Origin of the sequence: Mesorhizobium sp. LNJC405B00, from assembly GCF_000502615.1 — a bacterium.
GTDB lineage: Bacteria > Pseudomonadota > Alphaproteobacteria > Rhizobiales > Rhizobiaceae > Mesorhizobium.
Genome location: NZ_AYWC01000011.1, coordinates 135,664 through 151,231, shown reverse-complemented (window position 1 = coordinate 151,231; position 15,568 = coordinate 135,664). Strand labels below are relative to the sequence as shown.

Annotated in this window: 16 protein-coding genes; 6 read left to right on the top strand and 10 right to left on the bottom strand. The window is 63.4% G+C overall.

From position 1 onward, the window contains the following. Positions 1–166: 166 nt before the first annotated feature. A complete protein-coding gene (locus X756_RS145330; RefSeq protein WP_023730746.1) occupies positions 167–1,501 on the bottom strand; it encodes a four-carbon acid sugar kinase family protein in 1,335 nt (444 codons plus the stop codon). 4 nt (positions 1,502–1,505) lie between these two features. Further along, positions 1,506–2,756 carry a 3-oxo-isoapionate-4-phosphate decarboxylase OiaX gene (oiaX, locus tag X756_RS145335; RefSeq protein ID WP_023730745.1) on the bottom strand — a complete coding sequence of 417 codons (1,251 nt, stop codon included), beginning with the start codon at positions 2,754–2,756 and terminating at the stop codon, positions 1,506–1,508. Between the two features lie 188 nt (positions 2,757–2,944). On the opposite strand from oiaX, the gene X756_RS145340 reads away from it, so the two are divergent. After that, positions 2,945–3,658, top strand: coding sequence for a transcriptional regulator NanR (locus X756_RS145340; protein ID WP_023672607.1), 714 nt, complete (start codon positions 2,945–2,947; stop codon positions 3,656–3,658). 2 nt (positions 3,659–3,660) lie between these two features. On the opposite strand, the gene X756_RS145345 is transcribed toward X756_RS145340, so the two are convergent. From X756_RS145345 to X756_RS145380, 8 genes are all read right to left on the bottom strand, one after another. Next, the gene (locus X756_RS145345; protein ID WP_023730744.1) at positions 3,661–5,499 is read right to left on the bottom strand and encodes a hypothetical protein; all 1,839 of its coding nucleotides are present in this window, start codon (positions 5,497–5,499) and stop codon (positions 3,661–3,663) included. Next, the gene (locus X756_RS145350; RefSeq protein WP_023672609.1) at positions 5,496–6,530 is read right to left on the bottom strand and encodes a Gfo/Idh/MocA family oxidoreductase; all 1,035 of its coding nucleotides are present in this window, start codon (positions 6,528–6,530) and stop codon (positions 5,496–5,498) included. The genes X756_RS145345 and X756_RS145350 overlap by 4 nt, the downstream gene beginning before the upstream one ends. Positions 6,531–6,532: 2 nt before the next feature. After that, complete coding sequence (locus X756_RS145355; protein WP_023730743.1) at positions 6,533–7,597, bottom strand: ABC transporter permease; 1,065 nt, start codon at positions 7,595–7,597, stop codon at positions 6,533–6,535. Continuing rightward, positions 7,594–9,141 carry a sugar ABC transporter ATP-binding protein gene (locus X756_RS145360; RefSeq protein WP_023730742.1) on the bottom strand — a complete coding sequence of 516 codons (1,548 nt, stop codon included), beginning with the start codon at positions 9,139–9,141 and terminating at the stop codon, positions 7,594–7,596. Before X756_RS145360 ends, X756_RS145355 begins: the two co-directional genes overlap by 4 nt. Further along, complete coding sequence (locus tag X756_RS145365; protein WP_023730741.1) at positions 9,138–9,782, bottom strand: DUF2291 family protein; 645 nt, start codon at positions 9,780–9,782, stop codon at positions 9,138–9,140. The genes X756_RS145360 and X756_RS145365 overlap by 4 nt, the downstream gene beginning before the upstream one ends. Before the next feature lie 90 nt (positions 9,783–9,872). After that, positions 9,873–10,814, bottom strand: coding sequence for a D-ribose ABC transporter substrate-binding protein (locus tag X756_RS145370; RefSeq protein WP_023730740.1), 942 nt, complete (start codon positions 10,812–10,814; stop codon positions 9,873–9,875). A gap of 329 nt (positions 10,815–11,143) precedes the next feature. Then, positions 11,144–11,971 carry a phosphogluconate dehydrogenase C-terminal domain-containing protein gene (locus X756_RS145375; RefSeq protein WP_023681705.1) on the bottom strand — a complete coding sequence of 276 codons (828 nt, stop codon included), beginning with the start codon at positions 11,969–11,971 and terminating at the stop codon, positions 11,144–11,146. A 219-nt stretch (positions 11,972–12,190) separates the two neighbouring features. Next, positions 12,191–12,418 (bottom strand): KTSC domain-containing protein, encoded by a 228-nt coding sequence (locus tag X756_RS145380; protein ID WP_023730739.1) that lies wholly within the window; start codon positions 12,416–12,418, stop codon positions 12,191–12,193. 148 nt (positions 12,419–12,566) lie between these two features. Between X756_RS145380 and X756_RS145385 the strand changes: the two genes are divergently transcribed. From X756_RS145385 to X756_RS145405, 5 genes are all read left to right on the top strand, one after another. After that, positions 12,567–13,163 (top strand): alpha-ketoglutarate-dependent dioxygenase AlkB, encoded by a 597-nt coding sequence (locus X756_RS145385; protein ID WP_023730738.1) that lies wholly within the window; start codon positions 12,567–12,569, stop codon positions 13,161–13,163. Between the two features lie 64 nt (positions 13,164–13,227). Continuing rightward, positions 13,228–13,614 (top strand): hypothetical protein, encoded by a 387-nt coding sequence (locus X756_RS145390; RefSeq protein ID WP_023730737.1) that lies wholly within the window; start codon positions 13,228–13,230, stop codon positions 13,612–13,614. A 77-nt stretch (positions 13,615–13,691) separates the two neighbouring features. Then, entirely contained in the window at positions 13,692–14,126 is a 435-nt protein-coding gene (locus tag X756_RS145395; protein WP_023730736.1) for a cupin domain-containing protein, read from the top strand. A gap of 124 nt (positions 14,127–14,250) precedes the next feature. Beyond that, positions 14,251–15,006, top strand: coding sequence for a copper homeostasis protein CutC (locus X756_RS145400; RefSeq protein WP_245264552.1), 756 nt, complete (start codon positions 14,251–14,253; stop codon positions 15,004–15,006). Continuing rightward, positions 15,006–15,512: a GNAT family N-acetyltransferase gene (locus X756_RS145405; protein WP_023730734.1), complete on the top strand. Its 507-nt coding sequence runs from the start codon at positions 15,006–15,008 to the stop codon at positions 15,510–15,512. The genes X756_RS145400 and X756_RS145405 overlap by 1 nt, the downstream gene beginning before the upstream one ends. Positions 15,513–15,568 lie beyond the last annotated feature (56 nt).

The following is a 15,568-nucleotide window of genomic DNA, read 5'->3' as shown; positions in this document are numbered from 1 at the left end:
TGATGCAAGGGCGAAACACATGGCGACAACCCCGATTGAGCAAGGGGGACAAACGGCAAAAGCACCTCGCCGCAACAAAGAACTCATATCTTTATGTGAATTTAACGTCAACATACGCGACAAAAAGGCTTCGGATGGATCTCGCGGTTGCCGGAGCGACGCGTTGTCAGCTGCTAAGGCCGTCGCGGATGGCGCTGAAATAGCGGTCGGTTCCGACCTGCCCGCCCTTGAGCGCCACCTCCAGCCCATCGATCGCCTCAATATGCGAGTGAGCGACGCAAAGCGGCGAGCCCGGCGACGCCGGCAGCGGCATCCGCACCGTCAGCGCACCGACGCCCATCTGGCCGAGAGCGTGGCTCGACGTGTCGCCTCCGGCTATGACCACGCGCTGCAACTTCTGCTCGATGGTCAGCGCGCGAAGCAGTTCGCCGAGGCCGCGACCAAGCTTGTGGCGGGCGCCTTCCTGGCGGTCGATTTCGCCCCCCCTGTCGGCGTTGGGTCCAAGGGCCGTGTAGAGAACGACGCTGCGCCCGCCTTCCAGGCTGGCGCGACCGGCTGCCGTCGCGCGTGCGATCGCATCTCCGGAAGCTTCGGAGATCAGTTCGACGGGATCGACCTCGATGCCGTCGAAGCCGTCGGTCAAAGCGTGCCGGATCTGTCGTTCGGTCGTCGGCGAACAACTGCCCGAGACGACCGCGATCCGGTCGGCGGCACCTGGCGGCGAAAATCCTGGCTCAGCTCTGACTGTCCCACTCGACACCCATTCGGCCAGCAGCGCATATTCGATCCCGGACGAGCCGACGACGAACGAACCGCCCGGCTTGCGGGCGCGCCATATCTCCTTGCCGGCAAGCGCCTGCGTCTCGCGGCTGTCGACATCGACAAGTACGATGTCGGTGCCCTCTGCGAGCAAGCGGTCGAAGGCCTCCGAGCGCGCCACCGACTGCAACGTCGCGAGGTCGACCAGCCCCGATGTGAGCTCCGTCTGCCGCGACAGATGGATCAGCAGGTCGGATTCATCCATCGGCGTCGTCGGGTGGCGGCTCATCACCGGATGGCGGTCGATGCGGAAATACTTTTCACGATAGGCCGCGAACAAATGGCCGAAGGCGGTGTAACGCTTGAGCTGCGGCGCCCCGACCAGCAGCGGCACGCTGTCCTGCGCGAAGACCGAGCGGCCGATCTCGATGGCGCGACCGATGCTGCCGATCGCCGGGCTGGAATCGAAGGTCGAGCAGACCTTGTAGTGACAGATCGCGGCATTCAGCGTCTTCAGCCAAGCGAAGGCATCGCTCAGATGCGTGTCCATCCATTGTGGCGTCTCGCTGCGGCTGGTGCCGGCCAATCCAATGGCGCGGCAGTGGCTGAACTGCGCAAGCATGGCCGCGTCCGGCTGGCGCATAAATAGCACGGTCGGCACGCCGCCGAGTTCGAGCGCTTCCATGACGTCGGTCGAGCCGGTGAGGTCGTCGCCATAATAGCTGAGAAGCAGGTCTTGCATTGCTTCAGGCCGCTTTGCCGTCGCCGAATTTTTCGATCGACCGCGCCAGCTCCGGATGGCTCAAGGCGAAATCCGCCAGCGGAATGCCGTCGACCGCCGCCTGCCAGGCTTGCTGCACGGCACGCACCCCGGCGCCCGGTCCATCCGGATGGCTGACGATGCCGCCGCCGCACAGATAGAGCAGATCGACCGTCCGGCCGGTCCGTTCATAGGTCTCGGGCGCTTGCCCGCCCCATTGGCCGGAGCCCGCCACAGGCAAGGCGCAATCCTCAGGGGCAAAAATCGGCGTCGTCACCGCCTTGAAGGACTCGACGAAAGACGCGTCCGGCTCCCAGTATTTCGATTGGATGCCGTTGATCTGGAACTGGTCGACGCCGAGCAGCCGCCAGAACTGTTGCCAGACCTTGAAGTTCATACCGAGGCCGGGATGGCGGGTGAGGATGTCCCAGCCGTTGCGATGAGCGTGAAGCACCAGGCTGGAGCGTTTTCTCAAGAAGGCCAGGCCACCGAAACCGACGGAGTTGATGTTGACCACCGCGCAATTTCCGCCGGCCTTGGCCACCAGATCGTGATTGCGCATCATCTCGTCCGGGTCGGCATGCGAGATGCCGAAGGCGTACATCACCTTCTTGCCGGTCCTCTGCTCGTGGTCGAGGATCAGCGGCATGATTGCCTTTACCCGCTCCGCCAGCGGCGAATAGGCTGGGCTCATCAGCTTCTCATCGTCCTTGATGAAATCGACACCGGCGGCGATCAGCTCGCCCACCATCGCGGCGGTCTCGGGGGGCCGCAGCCCCAGCGCCGGCTTGACGATGGTGCCGATGATCGGCCGATCCGTGACACCTGTCAGCCTGCGGCTGCCGGCGACGCCGAATTGCGGACCTGGATGCGCGCCGCGGAATTGCTCCGGCAGCTTCATGTCGACAACGCGAATGCCGGTTAGGCCCTTGATCGAATAGGCGCCGCCGATGGCAATGGTCATCAGAGCCGACAGGTCGTGGCCGATGGCATCGAATGGAAAGGCGATGTCGACATCCGCGCGCTTGAACGGCCCGTTACCGGCCTCGGGAATGGAGGGGCGAAGTGCGTCCGGCAGGTGCCGAATGGCCAGGACACGTGCGGCCACCCGGGCTTTCAGTTCCTCGGTCTCGCCGGGCAGCGCGACGAAGGTTCCAGTCGACTGGTCGCTGGCGATCTTGGCTGCCAGCCTCTCGATGCTGCCTGATGTCTCGATGCGGTAGGTGAGCGTGATCATGGTTCGTTGTCTGAGGCCGCAGGGGGTTCGAAAAGAGTTCCTTGATCGTCGAAACCTGGTATAATGAGTACATAAGCTTTGCAAGTGATATCCTGTCTGGCGGGGTACGGTCGAGCGGTCAGACAGGCGTTCCGAAAATCGCGGTGGCAATGCTAGATAGACACAGGTCAAGGGAGTGATTCGCGACGATGAACCGTTCGGAGCCGATCGTCCGGCGCAAACTTTCCGACGAAGTGTTTTTGCGGCTGAAGCGCCTGATCACCAGCGGAGAATTGACGCCGGGCGACGACATGCCGTCGGAGCGCGAGTTGATGGAGCGCTTCGAGGTCGGCCGTCCCGCGATCCGCGAGGCGATGCAGGCGCTGAGCAATATGGGCCTCGTCGCGATCTCGCATGGGGAACGCGCCAAGGTGCTGCAGCTGACCGCCAAGTCGATCATCAAGCAGGTCGACGGCGCAGCCAAGATCATCCTGTCGTCGTCGAAGGACACGCTGGAGCACCTGAAAACGGCGCGCATCTTCTTCGAGCGCGGCATGGTCAGGGAAGCCGCCGAAAATGCCACTGCCGAGGACGTTGAGCAGCTGCGGGCCACAATTGCCGAACAGCGTGGCTTTCGCGGCGATTCCGAGGCTTTCATTTCAGCCGACATGAAGTTTCACACCCAGATCGCGGCCATTTCAGGCAACCCGATCTATATCGCCGTCAGCGAGGCGATGCTCGGTTGGCTGAAGGAATATCACACCGAAATGCTGATCTGGACCGGCAAGGAACAGTTCACGCTGACCGAGCATGAAGAGATCATCGGCCGCATCGAGAAGAAGGATGCCGACGGCGCCGAGAAGGCGATGATCAAGCACCTCGAGCGCTCGCGCGCGCTTTATGTGATGAACTCCGGCAACTGATTTCAGCCGATCCGCGTGATCGCGTAAGGGGTCATCACCAGTTGGCCTCGGCCAAACGCTGAGATGTCGACCGTCACGTCGTCCGCCGTCAGGTTCGCCAGCCACGCCACGGTCTTGCCCGAAGCGGAGCGGCCGGCCAGCGCCAGCACCTTGGTCTCGTCGCTCGTTTTCGTCGCCACATACGTAAGGCCGGCCAGTTCGCAAAGCCCCTTGATGGCATCGAAGATCGGCCGAGGCGATCCTTCCGCGACGGGTTCGCCGGATGCTGCGAGCACGCCGAAAGGCCCGGCGAAGCCGGACAGCGTGAGCAGTTCCAGCCCGGCCGGCGCGACACGCGCGGCATAGCCGATCGCCCATGCGGCTGCGAACAGGCCGGCATGGCGAGGGTCGCGATCGGCCATGGCGATGCGCTGGCCCCCGGGATTGCCCTTGGTCGCGCCGCCATAGGGGTTCTGGCGCATGGCGATCGTCGATGGACCGATGCGGTAAGGCTTTTCCCCGAAGATCGCCCGCGCCGACGCGGTGATGAAGGGCAGCGCCTCCAGCGACTGCATGACGCTGAGATCGTCGGCGGCGTGCACGATCGGGCACGTGCAGTGGGTGACGAAATCGAGTTGGCCCGCCGGCACGCGCTTGCGGTTGAGCTCGGTGAAATAGCTGAACATGCCGCCGCCGAGCCGGATATCGGGAAAGGCGCGACGGGCCGCGGCATAGACGTCTTCGAGCGGCGGACAGTCCGGCCACGCGCTGCCCGGCGGTGTCGACTGCCGGTCAACCGAAGGCGAGACGGCAATGGCCGAAAGCTTCAACCCGGCTTGACGCACCATGTCGGCAACGCCTGACAGCTCGGCATCGAGGTCGCCCGCGCAGGCAACGACGCATTCCAGCGTCGTCTGCACCGGATAGGCGGCGGTGAGCCTTGCATAAGACTGCAATGCTTCGAGACCGTGGCCGCGCGTCGGATCGTAGTGGAAGACAAGTTGCTGCGGGCCGAGCTCGGTCAATGTCGAAAGATTTGCGAGCGCTGCTTCGACCTCATCCGGGTAGATGATCACGCCGAGATCCGGCAGCCTCTGCCCGGTCTCGCCGAGTTCGACGCTGACCGGTTCGGCGGCAGATGCTGCGGCCGGCATTCCCCCCTCGCCGGTGATGCGCAGGCTGACCGTCTGGCTTACAGTTTGGCCGGCCGGCAGCACATAGGGCCAAGGCAGCGCCAGTGGCCGCACATAGGTCTTGTAGGACGCGTCCGACCAGTTGCGCTGGTCCTCCATCTCGAAAGTGTCGCCCTCCATCCGGCATTCGGCAGTGATGCCCGGCCGGACCTCATGGGTGATCGCGCGCAAATCCTTGAAAGGCTGCCAGGGATCGATCAACAGCGGCAGTTTCGTCGCCACCACGCTGCCGTCGGTATGCTCGACCGTGACCGGGCTGCCGGCGAGGCCGGCGATCGGATGCAGGACGCAAAAACCGCAGCGATTGGTCTCGAAATCGCTTTCAGGGACCGCGCTGACGTCGAACACTAGGTGACCGTTGGCGGAGCCCTTGATCGTAGCGCGAAAGTCGAGCCGGCTTCCGCCCGGTGCTAAGCAAGTTGCGGAGTAGCTGACGGAGAAGCTGTCGGCGTCCTGATCGACGGCAAGGTCCGTCAGCGCCGGTTCATAGGTGCCCCAGTCGCGGTCGCGCACGATGTAGGCGATGGCGCGCAGCACTTCGATGCCGCCGTAACGCATGGTGCGCAGGCTGCCGTTGACAAAGTCGGCGCTGAGCAAGCCCGCACTCAGCCTAACCGGCTCGGCCTCGACCACGCGTGTGCCGTATAGGAGGAAGGCGTCGGCTGTCATGTCAGCAAGCCATCCAGGTGGACAAGTTCGTGGCTCGCGGCGCCCAGATAGGCCGCCTCGACCAGCGCGAATGTCTTGAGATTGTCGGCGCCCGAGGTCGCCGGCTCGGTTCCCTTTGCCAGGCAGTCGACCCAGTGCTGCTGGATGGCGACGACGCTCTCCTGGATGTTGTGCCATGGGCGCGATGCCCAGGCGAGTACGGGCGGCGAAACGTCGGTGATCTTCGTGCCGCTCCTGCCGGTGACGGTGAGCCGATATCCCTGCGCCAAGCGGATCGTGCCGTCGCTGCCGTCGATCTCGATCAGCGTTTCGGGAAACGGTTCGGTGGCGAGCTTCGTCGCGTAGCTACAGTCGACCACTGACGTCGCCCCGCTCTTGTGGTCCATCAGCATCGTCGCGACATCTTCGCCCGCGATGCCGGGGTTGATGCGCGCGGTTCGCGTCGTGATCGTCGACACGTCGCCCAGTAGAAAACGGGCGATGTCGAGACTGTGGATACCGAGGTCCTCGATGATGAAGCGCTTTCCCTCGGCGAGATAGGGCTGGCCGGAAAACACGTCATAGGCAGAGCGGAAGGAGATGCGCCCGAAGAACGGCGTGCCGATCTCGCCGCTGTCGAGCACGGCACGCACCGCCTGGATCGCCGACTGCCAGCGAAAATTCTCATGCACCATCAGCGGTACGCCGGCTTCCACGCAGGCCCTCACCATCGCCTTGGCGTCGGCAAGCGTCGGCGCGAACGGCTTTTGGCAAATCACCGGCACACGGTGCAGCGCCGCCATCTCGACCAGCGGACGATGGCTGGGAACGGTAGTGGCGATATCGACGAAGTCGAGGCTTTCGCTTGCAAACATCTCTGCCGCGTCGGTGTAGCGCTTCGCAATGCCGAACTGGTCGCCGATGATGCGCAGCCGCTCCGGGTCGCGGTCGCAAATGGCGACCATCGCGGCGCCTTCAATGTCGCGCCAGGCATGCATCTGGTTGATGGCAAAGAAGCCGCAGCCGATGAGCCCTCCCCGCAACTCCGCCATGCTCAGCCTGCCTTTGCCATCTGCATCAGCGTCACCCGGCTCTGCAGCCGGCGCTGCGCTTGGTCGACGACGACGGCGACGATGATGACAAGGCCCTTGATCACCATCTGCCAGAAGGAACTCACGCCCATCATCACCAACCCGTCCGAAAGAATGCCGATGACGAAGGCGCCGACAATGGTGCCGCCGATCGTGCCGCGCCCACCCGACATCGAGGTGCCGCCGAGCACCGCCGCCGCAATGGCGTTGAGCTCGAAACTTTCGCCTGTTGCCGGGTGCGAGGCCATCAGTTCGGACGAGATGATCAGGCCGACGATCGCCGCGCAGAAGCCGGAGAACATGTAGACGAACATTTTCACCATGTTGACACGAACGCCCGAAATTCGCGACGCCCGTTCATTGCCGCCGACGGCGAAGATGTGGCGGCCGAGCGGCGTGTATTTGGCGAGATATGCCGCAACCAGCGCAACAACGATCAGGATCCAGATCGCCACCGGCAGGCCGAGCAGCCGCCCGGCGCCGAGGAAACCAAACCCGGTGGTGCCAAGCTCCGGCTTGCCGACGAGGTTGGGGAAGGTGCGGCCGTCCGACGACAGCAACGCCAGGCCGCGCGCGACATAGAGCACGCCGAGTGTGGCGATGAACGGCGCGACGTTCAGCCTGGTGATCAGCAATCCGTTGACGGCGCCGATCAATATGCCAACCGCCAGCGTGATCAGCGCGATCTCGACGACGTTGAAATAGATGGTGTAGCCGAATTGCAGGTCGATGCCGTTGAGCACGAGATAGCCGGCGACCATGCCGCACAGGCCGACGATCGAGCCGACTGAGAGATCGATGCCGCCGGTGATGATGACGAAGGTCATGCCCATGGCGAGGAAGGCGTTCAGCGCCACATGTTTCGACATCAGGATCAGGTTGGCGGTCGACAGGAAATTCGGCGCCGCGATCGAGAAGAAGACCAAGACGGCGATCAGCGCGATGAAGGTCCTCGCCTTCATCAGCGTCAGCAGCAGCGAGCCGCTCGAGACGGAGGGGGCAGCCGCCTTGGCCGGGATGTCAGTCATGGGTTCTCCGTGTGCGGGGCCGGTCCGTGGCCAAGTGCCGAGGCGGCGACAAGGGCTGCCTCCGTCGCCTCGGCGCGATCGAACATGCCGGTCAGTTTTCCGTTGCTCATCACCGCGATGCGGTCGGACAGCGCCATCACCTCATCGAGATCCGAGGTGGCGAACAGAATGCCGAGCCCGTCGCGCGACAGCTTGCGCATGGTGCGGAAGACGTCGGCCTTGGCGCCGACATCGATGCCACGGCTCGGCTCGTCCATCAGCAGCACCTTCGGCCCGGTGAGCAGCGCCTTGCCGATCACCACCTTTTGCTGGTTGCCGCCCGACAGCGACGAGACCTCCTGCGCCGGGTCGGCGACTTTGATCGCCAGTTCCCGCACCATCTGCGTCACCGCCTGCTTCTCCTGGCCGCCACTGATGTGGAACAGGCGGACAAAGCGCGACAGGCTGGCCAGTGTCAGATTGCTGGCGACGGAGAGGATCGACACCAGCCCTTCGCGTTGGCGGTCTTCGGGGATCAGCGCCAGCCCGCGCCGGATGCGCCGCGTCGTGTCCCGCTCCTTGACCTTCTTGCCGGCGATGAAGATCGCGCCGGTCGCCTGGCCATGGCGGCCCATGATGCAGTCGAACAGTTCGCTGCGCCCGGCGCCCATCAGGCCATAGATGCCGAGGATCTCGCCGGCGCGCAGCGACAGGGAGACGTGATCGACCGCCAGCCCGCCGGTCGCGCGCGGCAGGCAGATGTCCTCGGCGCGGAATATTTCTTCGCCGGGTACATGGCCGTCGGCCTTGGCGAAATCCTTGGCGTCGGAGCCGATCATCTGCCGCACGATCCACCGCGTGTCGACGTTTTTCATCTCTTCCTGGCCGGTGATGTGTCCATCGCGCAGCACCGTGATGTAGTCGCCGATGCGGATCAGCTCTTCCAGCCGGTGCGAGATGTAGACGATCGCCACGCCGCGCGCCTTGAGGTCGGCGATCACCTTGAACAGGATCTCGACTTCCGCCGCACTGAGCGCGGAGGTCGGCTCGTCCATGATCAGGATGCGCGCATCGAGCGAAACCGCCTTGGCGATCTCGACCAGCTGCTGCTGGCCGATGCGCAGATCCTCGACCAGCATGTCGGGCCTTATCCCGGCCTGCAGGCGTTCGAGAAATTGCGCCGCGCGACGCTCCTGCTCCTTGCGGTCGATCTTGCGGAACCGGTTGGTGATCTCGCGCGTGGCGAAGATGTTCTCGGCGACGGTCATATTGCCAAACAGGTTCAGCTCCTGGAACACCATGCCGATGCCGCGGTTCACCGCGTCGCCCGATGACGAGAAGGAGACCTCCTCCCCTTCCAGGAGGATCCGGCCGAGCGTCGGCTGTTCGACGCCGGCGATGATCTTCATCAGCGTCGATTTGCCGGCGCCGTTTTCGCCGACCAGCACATTGACGGCGCCCTTGCGCACCTCGAAATTCGCGCGCTTGACCGCGACGGTGCCGGAATAGACCTTGGAGACGTCCTCCAGCTTCAAGACGACATCGTGAGCAACCGCAGCGCTCATGGCTTCGGCCCGATTTCTGCCTCCGCCGGCGTCACCAGCGGCAGGTCCTGGCCGCTCTCGAGCGTATAGGCGCCGAGAACCTTGGCGGTCCGGCCTTCCAGCGCGTCGCGCGGCAGTTTGGCAAACAGGGCCTTGACGGCATAGGCGTTGAACGCCTTGCCGAACTGGGCGAAGTCGATCTGGTTGGTAAAATCGTTGAACTGGATGAAATCGAGGCTGTCGCGCAGCGCGGTTCCGCGCATCGCCGGTCCGATCTGTACCCGCGCATCGGCCTTGCCGTCGCCGTCGACATCGATATCCATCGTTGCCGCGCGTGACGCCGTGTTGGCTGCGATGATCTTGCCCTCGACGCGAACCGCGAAGGTCCATGGCGAATTCGCCTGCTTGTTCGGATTGCCATATTTGGCGCCAGCGGAAGCAGGATCGGTTTTCGCCAGAGCGTGGACCTCGGCAAACGGCCCGGCCTTCTGCTGGAGGTAAGGCACGACCTTCGCGGCCCAGATCTCCTCGACCATCTTGTCCGGATTGAAGGCGGCGGCGCTGCCGCTATCCCCCGAGGGAGTCGGCAGGATCTTGCAGGCGGTCAGGCTGATGCCGACTGCAACGACAAGCATCGGCCAGATCGGCTTGTTGTTCAGCATGATGGCCTGTTGAGCATGGTGATTGGCACCCACGGAAAATGGCGGCGAGGGACGACCTTGATCGCCCCTCGCTATTCATGTCACGCCGGCTCAGTTGGTAAGCGCAAAAGTTTCCAGCTTGGAAGCATTGTCGCCATTGACCAACACGCAGTCCATCAGCTGCTTTTCCTTCTCGGGCGACTTCTTGTTCTTGATGAAGTCGTTGGCCTGCTCGACCGCCATCTGCGCCTGCGCATAGGCCGGCTGCAGCACGGTTGCCTTGATGCCGCCCGCGGTGATCGAATCGCGCACGTCGTTGGATCCGTCGAAACCGACGACGATGACGTCCTTGCGGTTCGCCGCAACCAGCGCCGCATACGCGCCCATCGCCATCGTGTCGTTGCCGGAGATGACGCCCTTGATATCCGGGTTGGCCTGCAGGATCGATTCCATCTTGGAATAGGCTTCCGTCTGGCTCCAGTTGGCCGATTGCTGGGCGACCATCTTCAGGTCCGGATAATCGTCGATGACGTCATGATAGCCCTTCGAGCGAATGCCGGCATTGGTATCGGATTCCTTGCCGACCAGCTCGACGAAATTGCCCTTCTCGCCCATCAGCTTGACGAACTCCTGCGCGCCGAGCTGGGCGCCCTGGTAGTTGTTGGAGACGATCTGAGCCACGGCGACGCCGGTGGCGTTGATCTCGCGATCGATCAGGAACGACGGCACGCCCGCGTCCTTGGCCTTCTGCACGGCAGCGACAGTGGCGTCGGCGCCGGCATTGTCGAGGATGATCGCCTTGGCGCCGCGACCGATCGCCGTATCGATCAATTCGGATTGCTTGTTGGCGTCGTCGTCATGGACGAGCACAAGCGCTTCGTAGCCGAGTTCCTTGGCCTTGGCTTCGGCGCCGACGGCTTCCGCCTTGAAGAACGGATTGTCATGCGAGGGCGTGATGATGGCAATGAGGTCGGCCGCATAGGCGGGCGCCGCCGTGCCAAGCGCCAGCATGCCGGCGAACGCCGCAAGTGTCATTCTGCGTGTGAGTTTCATGATGTCCTCCCGTTTGAAAAATTGCCTTGATCAATCAAGGCCCCTGCATTCGAATTCGTCGCGCAGCGCGGGCCGCTGATCGGTTCGGGCTGAAATGCCGTTGCCGGCTTCCCACCTGACGGATCGTTGCGCCCCCGCCGTCCCTCCACTCGTCCAGGCTTCGTACTTCCCGCGAACCCTTGCCCAAGCCATCAACAGCTAAGCCAACTGGTATGATGAGTCAATCACTAATCGAGGTGACATGTGCCCACTGAGCAAAAACAGTTGGGTGTCATGGCGGGTGTGTCGAGCCACCGAGGCACTCCGGCAAGCGCCCGACTCGGCCTTTCTCAGGTAATGCGCCGAATGCTCGCGGCGATCTCTTCCGGTTCGAACACCCGCTTCCAGTCGTCGCGCATCAGCACCGGCTTGCCGAATTCGATCGCCTTGTTGCAGGCATCCGAGAATACGCCCTTGGTCTCACCGAAAATCACGGCGCCGAGCACGTTCATGTGGCCGAGCAGGAAGTCGAGCGCCGCCTGTTGGTCGACGCCTCGCGCGACGACCTCGTCGACGGCTTCCTTCATGACGACAAGCAGTGACGCGCACACCGTCTCCGATAGACCGGGCTCCAGCAGCGCCATCTGTTCGACGGTGACACGGTGCGAGCGCATGACCGGCGCCCAGATGATTTTTGCGACCGCCTCGCCCTTGGCGTAGTCCGCTTCCGGCCCCTGCATCAGCGCGCTGACCATATGCTGCTTGGCCTTGACGCCGCCAAAATAATCCTTCTTGGCCGCCATGTCGGTCTCGTCGTTGAAGATCGGCGGATGACAGGGATGGGTGACGAAATAGGTCAGGTCCGGACGGTTGGGCAGATGGCCGGCGAAGGGTGCGGCCGCATCGAGCACTATCACCATTGTGCCTGGCGCCAGTTTGCTCTCGATATCAGCCGCCACCTTGCCGATATGCGTGTCGGGAACGGCCAGGATGACGATATCCGCCCCGTCGAGCGCCGCATCGGCACTGACCGCGTCGAAGCCCAGTCCGGTCTTCAGCCGCTCGCGGCCGGCCTCGCTGACCTCGACATGGCGTACCGTGTAGGGCGATCCGCGAAAATTGGTCGACAGTCGGTAGCCCATTTTGCCGCCGGCACCGAGCAGCGCAATCGTCGTCATCTATCCCTACTCCCGCTTTAAACGACGGCCGCGCCGATCGTCATGTTATTGACTGGTATAATCACCTTACCACGGATTGAGGAGTTGAACAGGGCTTTGATGAGGCCATGCGGTCGTCTGTTTGGCATTCCGCTCGCACGTGGCGGGCCTATAGCTGCCTGGGTCCCTGGTCTTCCCAGCCCGAAAACTATCCCTGCGCCGCGAGTTCTCGTAGCGCCTTCAGGATCCAGTCACGCGCCGGCGTCCTTCTTCAACCAGGTGAAACCGGTAGCGATCGCGTATGAACTCGTTGAAAAATTGCCCTTTCGAGAAGGCGGCGCGGAACGCCGCGTAGGTCTCGGGCTCGACCTCCTCGTAGTCGTAGCGGGCTCGGCTCGGGACGAACCAGACCGAGAGGATTTTCGTCGACGGGTCGTAATGGGTATTGCGGATGGCAGTGGACGGCATGTCGAAAATCCCGCTTCGTCCCCAAATCTTCTCCAAATCCTGCTTCGAACATGCGTAATGCCGCAACGATGCGGAGGTTCCGACAGGGAGGCGCACCACAACGCCGAAAATCTTGCCCGGGTGGCGAGGCTTCCTATCTCTCCGTCAGATGGCACAGACGAAATCCAGTACAACAGCGTATGCCAGCCAGGGCGATCTCTTCGGCGCGGCCGACACGCTGCCGGAAGGATTTTCTTACCGGCCTAGCCTGATCACAACGGACGAAGAGGCGGAACTGGTCCGTCACCTCAATGAACTGTCCTTCAAGCCGTTCGATTTCCACGGCCACCTTGCCAACCGGCAGGTCGCCGGCTTCGGCTGGCGCTACGACTACGACCGGCGCCAGGTCGTCGAAGCGCCGCCCATCCCGAAATTCCTGCTGCCGCTTCGCGACAAGGTCGCGGATTTTGCCGGCAGGCAGGCCACGGAATTCGCGCAAGTGCTCATCAACGAGTATCGGCCGGGCGCGGGCATAGGTTGGCATCGCGACAAGCCGCATTTCGATCTCGTCGCCGGCGTCTCGCTGCTGGCGCCCTGCAGCTTTCGGCTGCGCCGAAAAAACGGCTCGAAATGGGATCGCGAGACGATCGAGGTTCAGCCGAGATCTGTCTATCTCATTGACGGCCCGGCGCGCCACGAGTGGGAGCACAGCATTCCGCCGGTCGCCGGGCACCGCTATTCGATCACGCTGCGCACTCTTAAATAGGCGATACTCCAAGCCACGCAGCAGCCGCTCTGGAAGGCCGAACGCAGTTGTGCTTCGATTGCATATGAGCGTGGATCGCAGCAGAGTTTTGGTTACCCGCGTGGCGCTCTTTCTGTGGGCATGCCTGTCCTGCGTTCTGGCTCTGCAGTGGCTCGTCGACCTTGGCATGGTCGGCTTTCCCGACGGATACATAACGCCCTATGCCCGAGCAACGAGCACGCTGTTGCATGTCCTTGTCTGGGCATGCCTGGCTCAAAGTCTCTACTTCGCTTGCCGAGCCTTGTTTGGCAAACGCTTCGAGCCTGCTCCTCTCTTCCTGCAAATCCTGATCGCCGCCGCACTGACTGTCGTGCCGGTATTCATCGTAAAACACTGTCCGCGGTCCCAGGTATGCAGCAACATCTATGAAGCGCTCACGAATACGATGATGGACGACGGCACCGGCGGATGACGTTGTGTCTCCAGTAACTGACGAGAGTTAGAACCTTGGCGTCGCGCCGCGCGGTGGCGGTAAAACCTGGAGGAACCATGCGAAAGATCCTGGCATCGATGCTGCTGTTCGCGGCAGCGCTATCTGCAAACCCCGCTCGGGCGCTGGACAGTACCATCCCGCCGGTTGTCGTCACGCCGCTTGCCGATCGCAGCCAGACGGCGTCCGGTCAGCCGATCGTGCTGCCGCAGAAAAATGTCCAGGTCCTGGTTTCAACCTATGACATTGCGGTCGGCGCCACTCTGCCGGTGCACAAGCACCCGTTTGCCCGCTACGCCTATGTCGAGGCCGGGACACTCAAAGTGACGAATGTCGAGACCGGCAACAGCAACACCTACAAGACGGGCGATTTCATCATCGAGATGATCGGCCAATGGCACCAGGCCACCAACATCGGCGACGCCCCGGTCAAGCTGCTGGTCATCGACCAGGCCGAACAAGGCGCCAAGAACACGGTGCTGCAGAAACAATAGATCTCTCGCTACGGACCTAGGCAGGGTTGCCGGGCTGGCCCAAGCAGCGACGGGCTGTTCCGGCTTCCCCACCAACCGAGCCGATGCTAGGGCTGGCCGTCATGCAATCATGAAGGATCGCCCCTTGGCCGGAAATGCTCGCCCCCTGATCGAAATCTGCGTCGAAGGCATCGATGGACTGCTGGCCGCGCAGGCCGCCGGCGCCGACCGGGTCGAGCTCTGCGCCAGCCTGGTCGAAGGCGGCATCACGCCCAGCCTCGGCACGGTGCGCGCCGCACTCGAGAGCGCGACCATTCCCTTCCATGTCATCGTGCGCCCGCGCGGCGGCGATTTCCTCTACAGCGAGGCCGAATACAGCTCGATGCTCGCCGATGTCGCAGCGCTTCGTGACCTCGGCGTCGCCGGTGTCGTCGTCGGTTGCCTCAATGCCGACGGCACCATCGATGAAACCCGCATGGGCGCGCTGGTCGATGCCGCCGGTCCGCTCGCCGTTACCTGCCACCGCGCCTTCGACATGACGCGCGACCCGGCCGAGGCGCTGGAAGCGCTGATCCGCTGCAAGGTCGGCCGCGTGCTGACCAGCGGCCAGAGGGACACCGCGGTGGAAGGCGCCGGCCTGTTGGCGGATCTCGTCCGCCAGGCCGACGGCCGCATCATCATCCTCGGCTGCGGCGCGCTGGACCCCGAAAACATCGCCGGGGTGCTGGCATCAACCGGGCTGACGGAACTGCATTTCGCCGCGCTCAGGGACGTACCGAGCGCCATGGCCTACCGCAACCCGCAAGTCGGCATGGGCGGCGCCGATCTCGACCGCGAGTATCGCGCCACAGTCACCGATGGGGCGCTGGTTGCGGCGACGATTGCGGCGGCCAGAGCATGATGAGCAAAGCCGTGACTGGGCCGTCGCCGATCAGCCGTGTCTCGCCTCAGGACGAAGCGGCCATCCTCGCACTCAACAACGAGCACGCCGCCGAACTGTCATGGCTTGAGCCGGAACGGCTGTCCTTCCTGCTTGGCGAAGCGTTTTACATCAGGCGCATCGGCGCGCTCGAAGCCTTCATCATGACGTTCGACCAGAATGCGCCCTACGACAGCCCGAATTTCCTCTGGTTCCGCGAGCGCTATCCACGCTTCGTCTATGTCGACCGTGTCGTCGTCGCGGCGCAAGCGCGCGGCCGCGGCCATGCTCGCCGGCTCTACGAGGATCTGTTCGGGGAAGTCGCACGCGCGGGCCACAGCATCGTCACCTGCGAGGTCAACGCCGAACCGCCCAATCCGGCTTCGGACGCCTTCCATGCCGCGCTTGGCTTTGCGCAAGTCGGCGAAGCGGCGATCCATGGCGGCCAGAAGACCGTGCGCTACTACCTCAGGCAGATTGCGGGCTGACGCATCGCTGGCTGATGATCGGCAAGCAGATCGCCACGGCAGCATAAGATTAGGAG

Coding starts and splice junctions, on each gene's coding strand:
- X756_RS145385 (WP_023730738.1), top strand. CDS start 12,567: ATGGCACAGACGAAATCCAGTACAACAGCGTATGCCAGCCAGGGCGAT.
- X756_RS145395 (WP_023730736.1), top strand. CDS start 13,692: ATGCGAAAGATCCTGGCATCGATGCTGCTGTTCGCGGCAGCGCTATCT.
- X756_RS145330 (WP_023730746.1), bottom strand. CDS start 1,501: ATGCAAGACCTGCTTCTCAGCTATTATGGCGACGACCTCACCGGCTCG.
- X756_RS145355 (WP_023730743.1), bottom strand. CDS start 7,597: ATGACTGACATCCCGGCCAAGGCGGCTGCCCCCTCCGTCTCGAGCGGC.
- X756_RS145390 (WP_023730737.1), top strand. CDS start 13,228: ATGAGCGTGGATCGCAGCAGAGTTTTGGTTACCCGCGTGGCGCTCTTT.
- X756_RS145360 (WP_023730742.1), bottom strand. CDS start 9,141: ATGAGCGCTGCGGTTGCTCACGATGTCGTCTTGAAGCTGGAGGACGTC.
- X756_RS145365 (WP_023730741.1), bottom strand. CDS start 9,782: ATGCTGAACAACAAGCCGATCTGGCCGATGCTTGTCGTTGCAGTCGGC.
- X756_RS145340 (WP_023672607.1), top strand. CDS start 2,945: ATGAACCGTTCGGAGCCGATCGTCCGGCGCAAACTTTCCGACGAAGTG.
- X756_RS145345 (WP_023730744.1), bottom strand. CDS start 5,499: ATGACAGCCGACGCCTTCCTCCTATACGGCACACGCGTGGTCGAGGCC.
- X756_RS145405 (WP_023730734.1), top strand. CDS start 15,006: ATGAGCAAAGCCGTGACTGGGCCGTCGCCGATCAGCCGTGTCTCGCCT.
- oiaX (WP_023730745.1), bottom strand. CDS start 2,756: ATGATCACGCTCACCTACCGCATCGAGACATCAGGCAGCATCGAGAGG.
- X756_RS145350 (WP_023672609.1), bottom strand. CDS start 6,530: ATGGCGGAGTTGCGGGGAGGGCTCATCGGCTGCGGCTTCTTTGCCATC.
- X756_RS145380 (WP_023730739.1), bottom strand. CDS start 12,418: ATGCCGTCCACTGCCATCCGCAATACCCATTACGACCCGTCGACGAAA.
- X756_RS145370 (WP_023730740.1), bottom strand. CDS start 10,814: ATGAAACTCACACGCAGAATGACACTTGCGGCGTTCGCCGGCATGCTG.
- X756_RS145375 (WP_023681705.1), bottom strand. CDS start 11,971: ATGACGACGATTGCGCTGCTCGGTGCCGGCGGCAAAATGGGCTACCGA.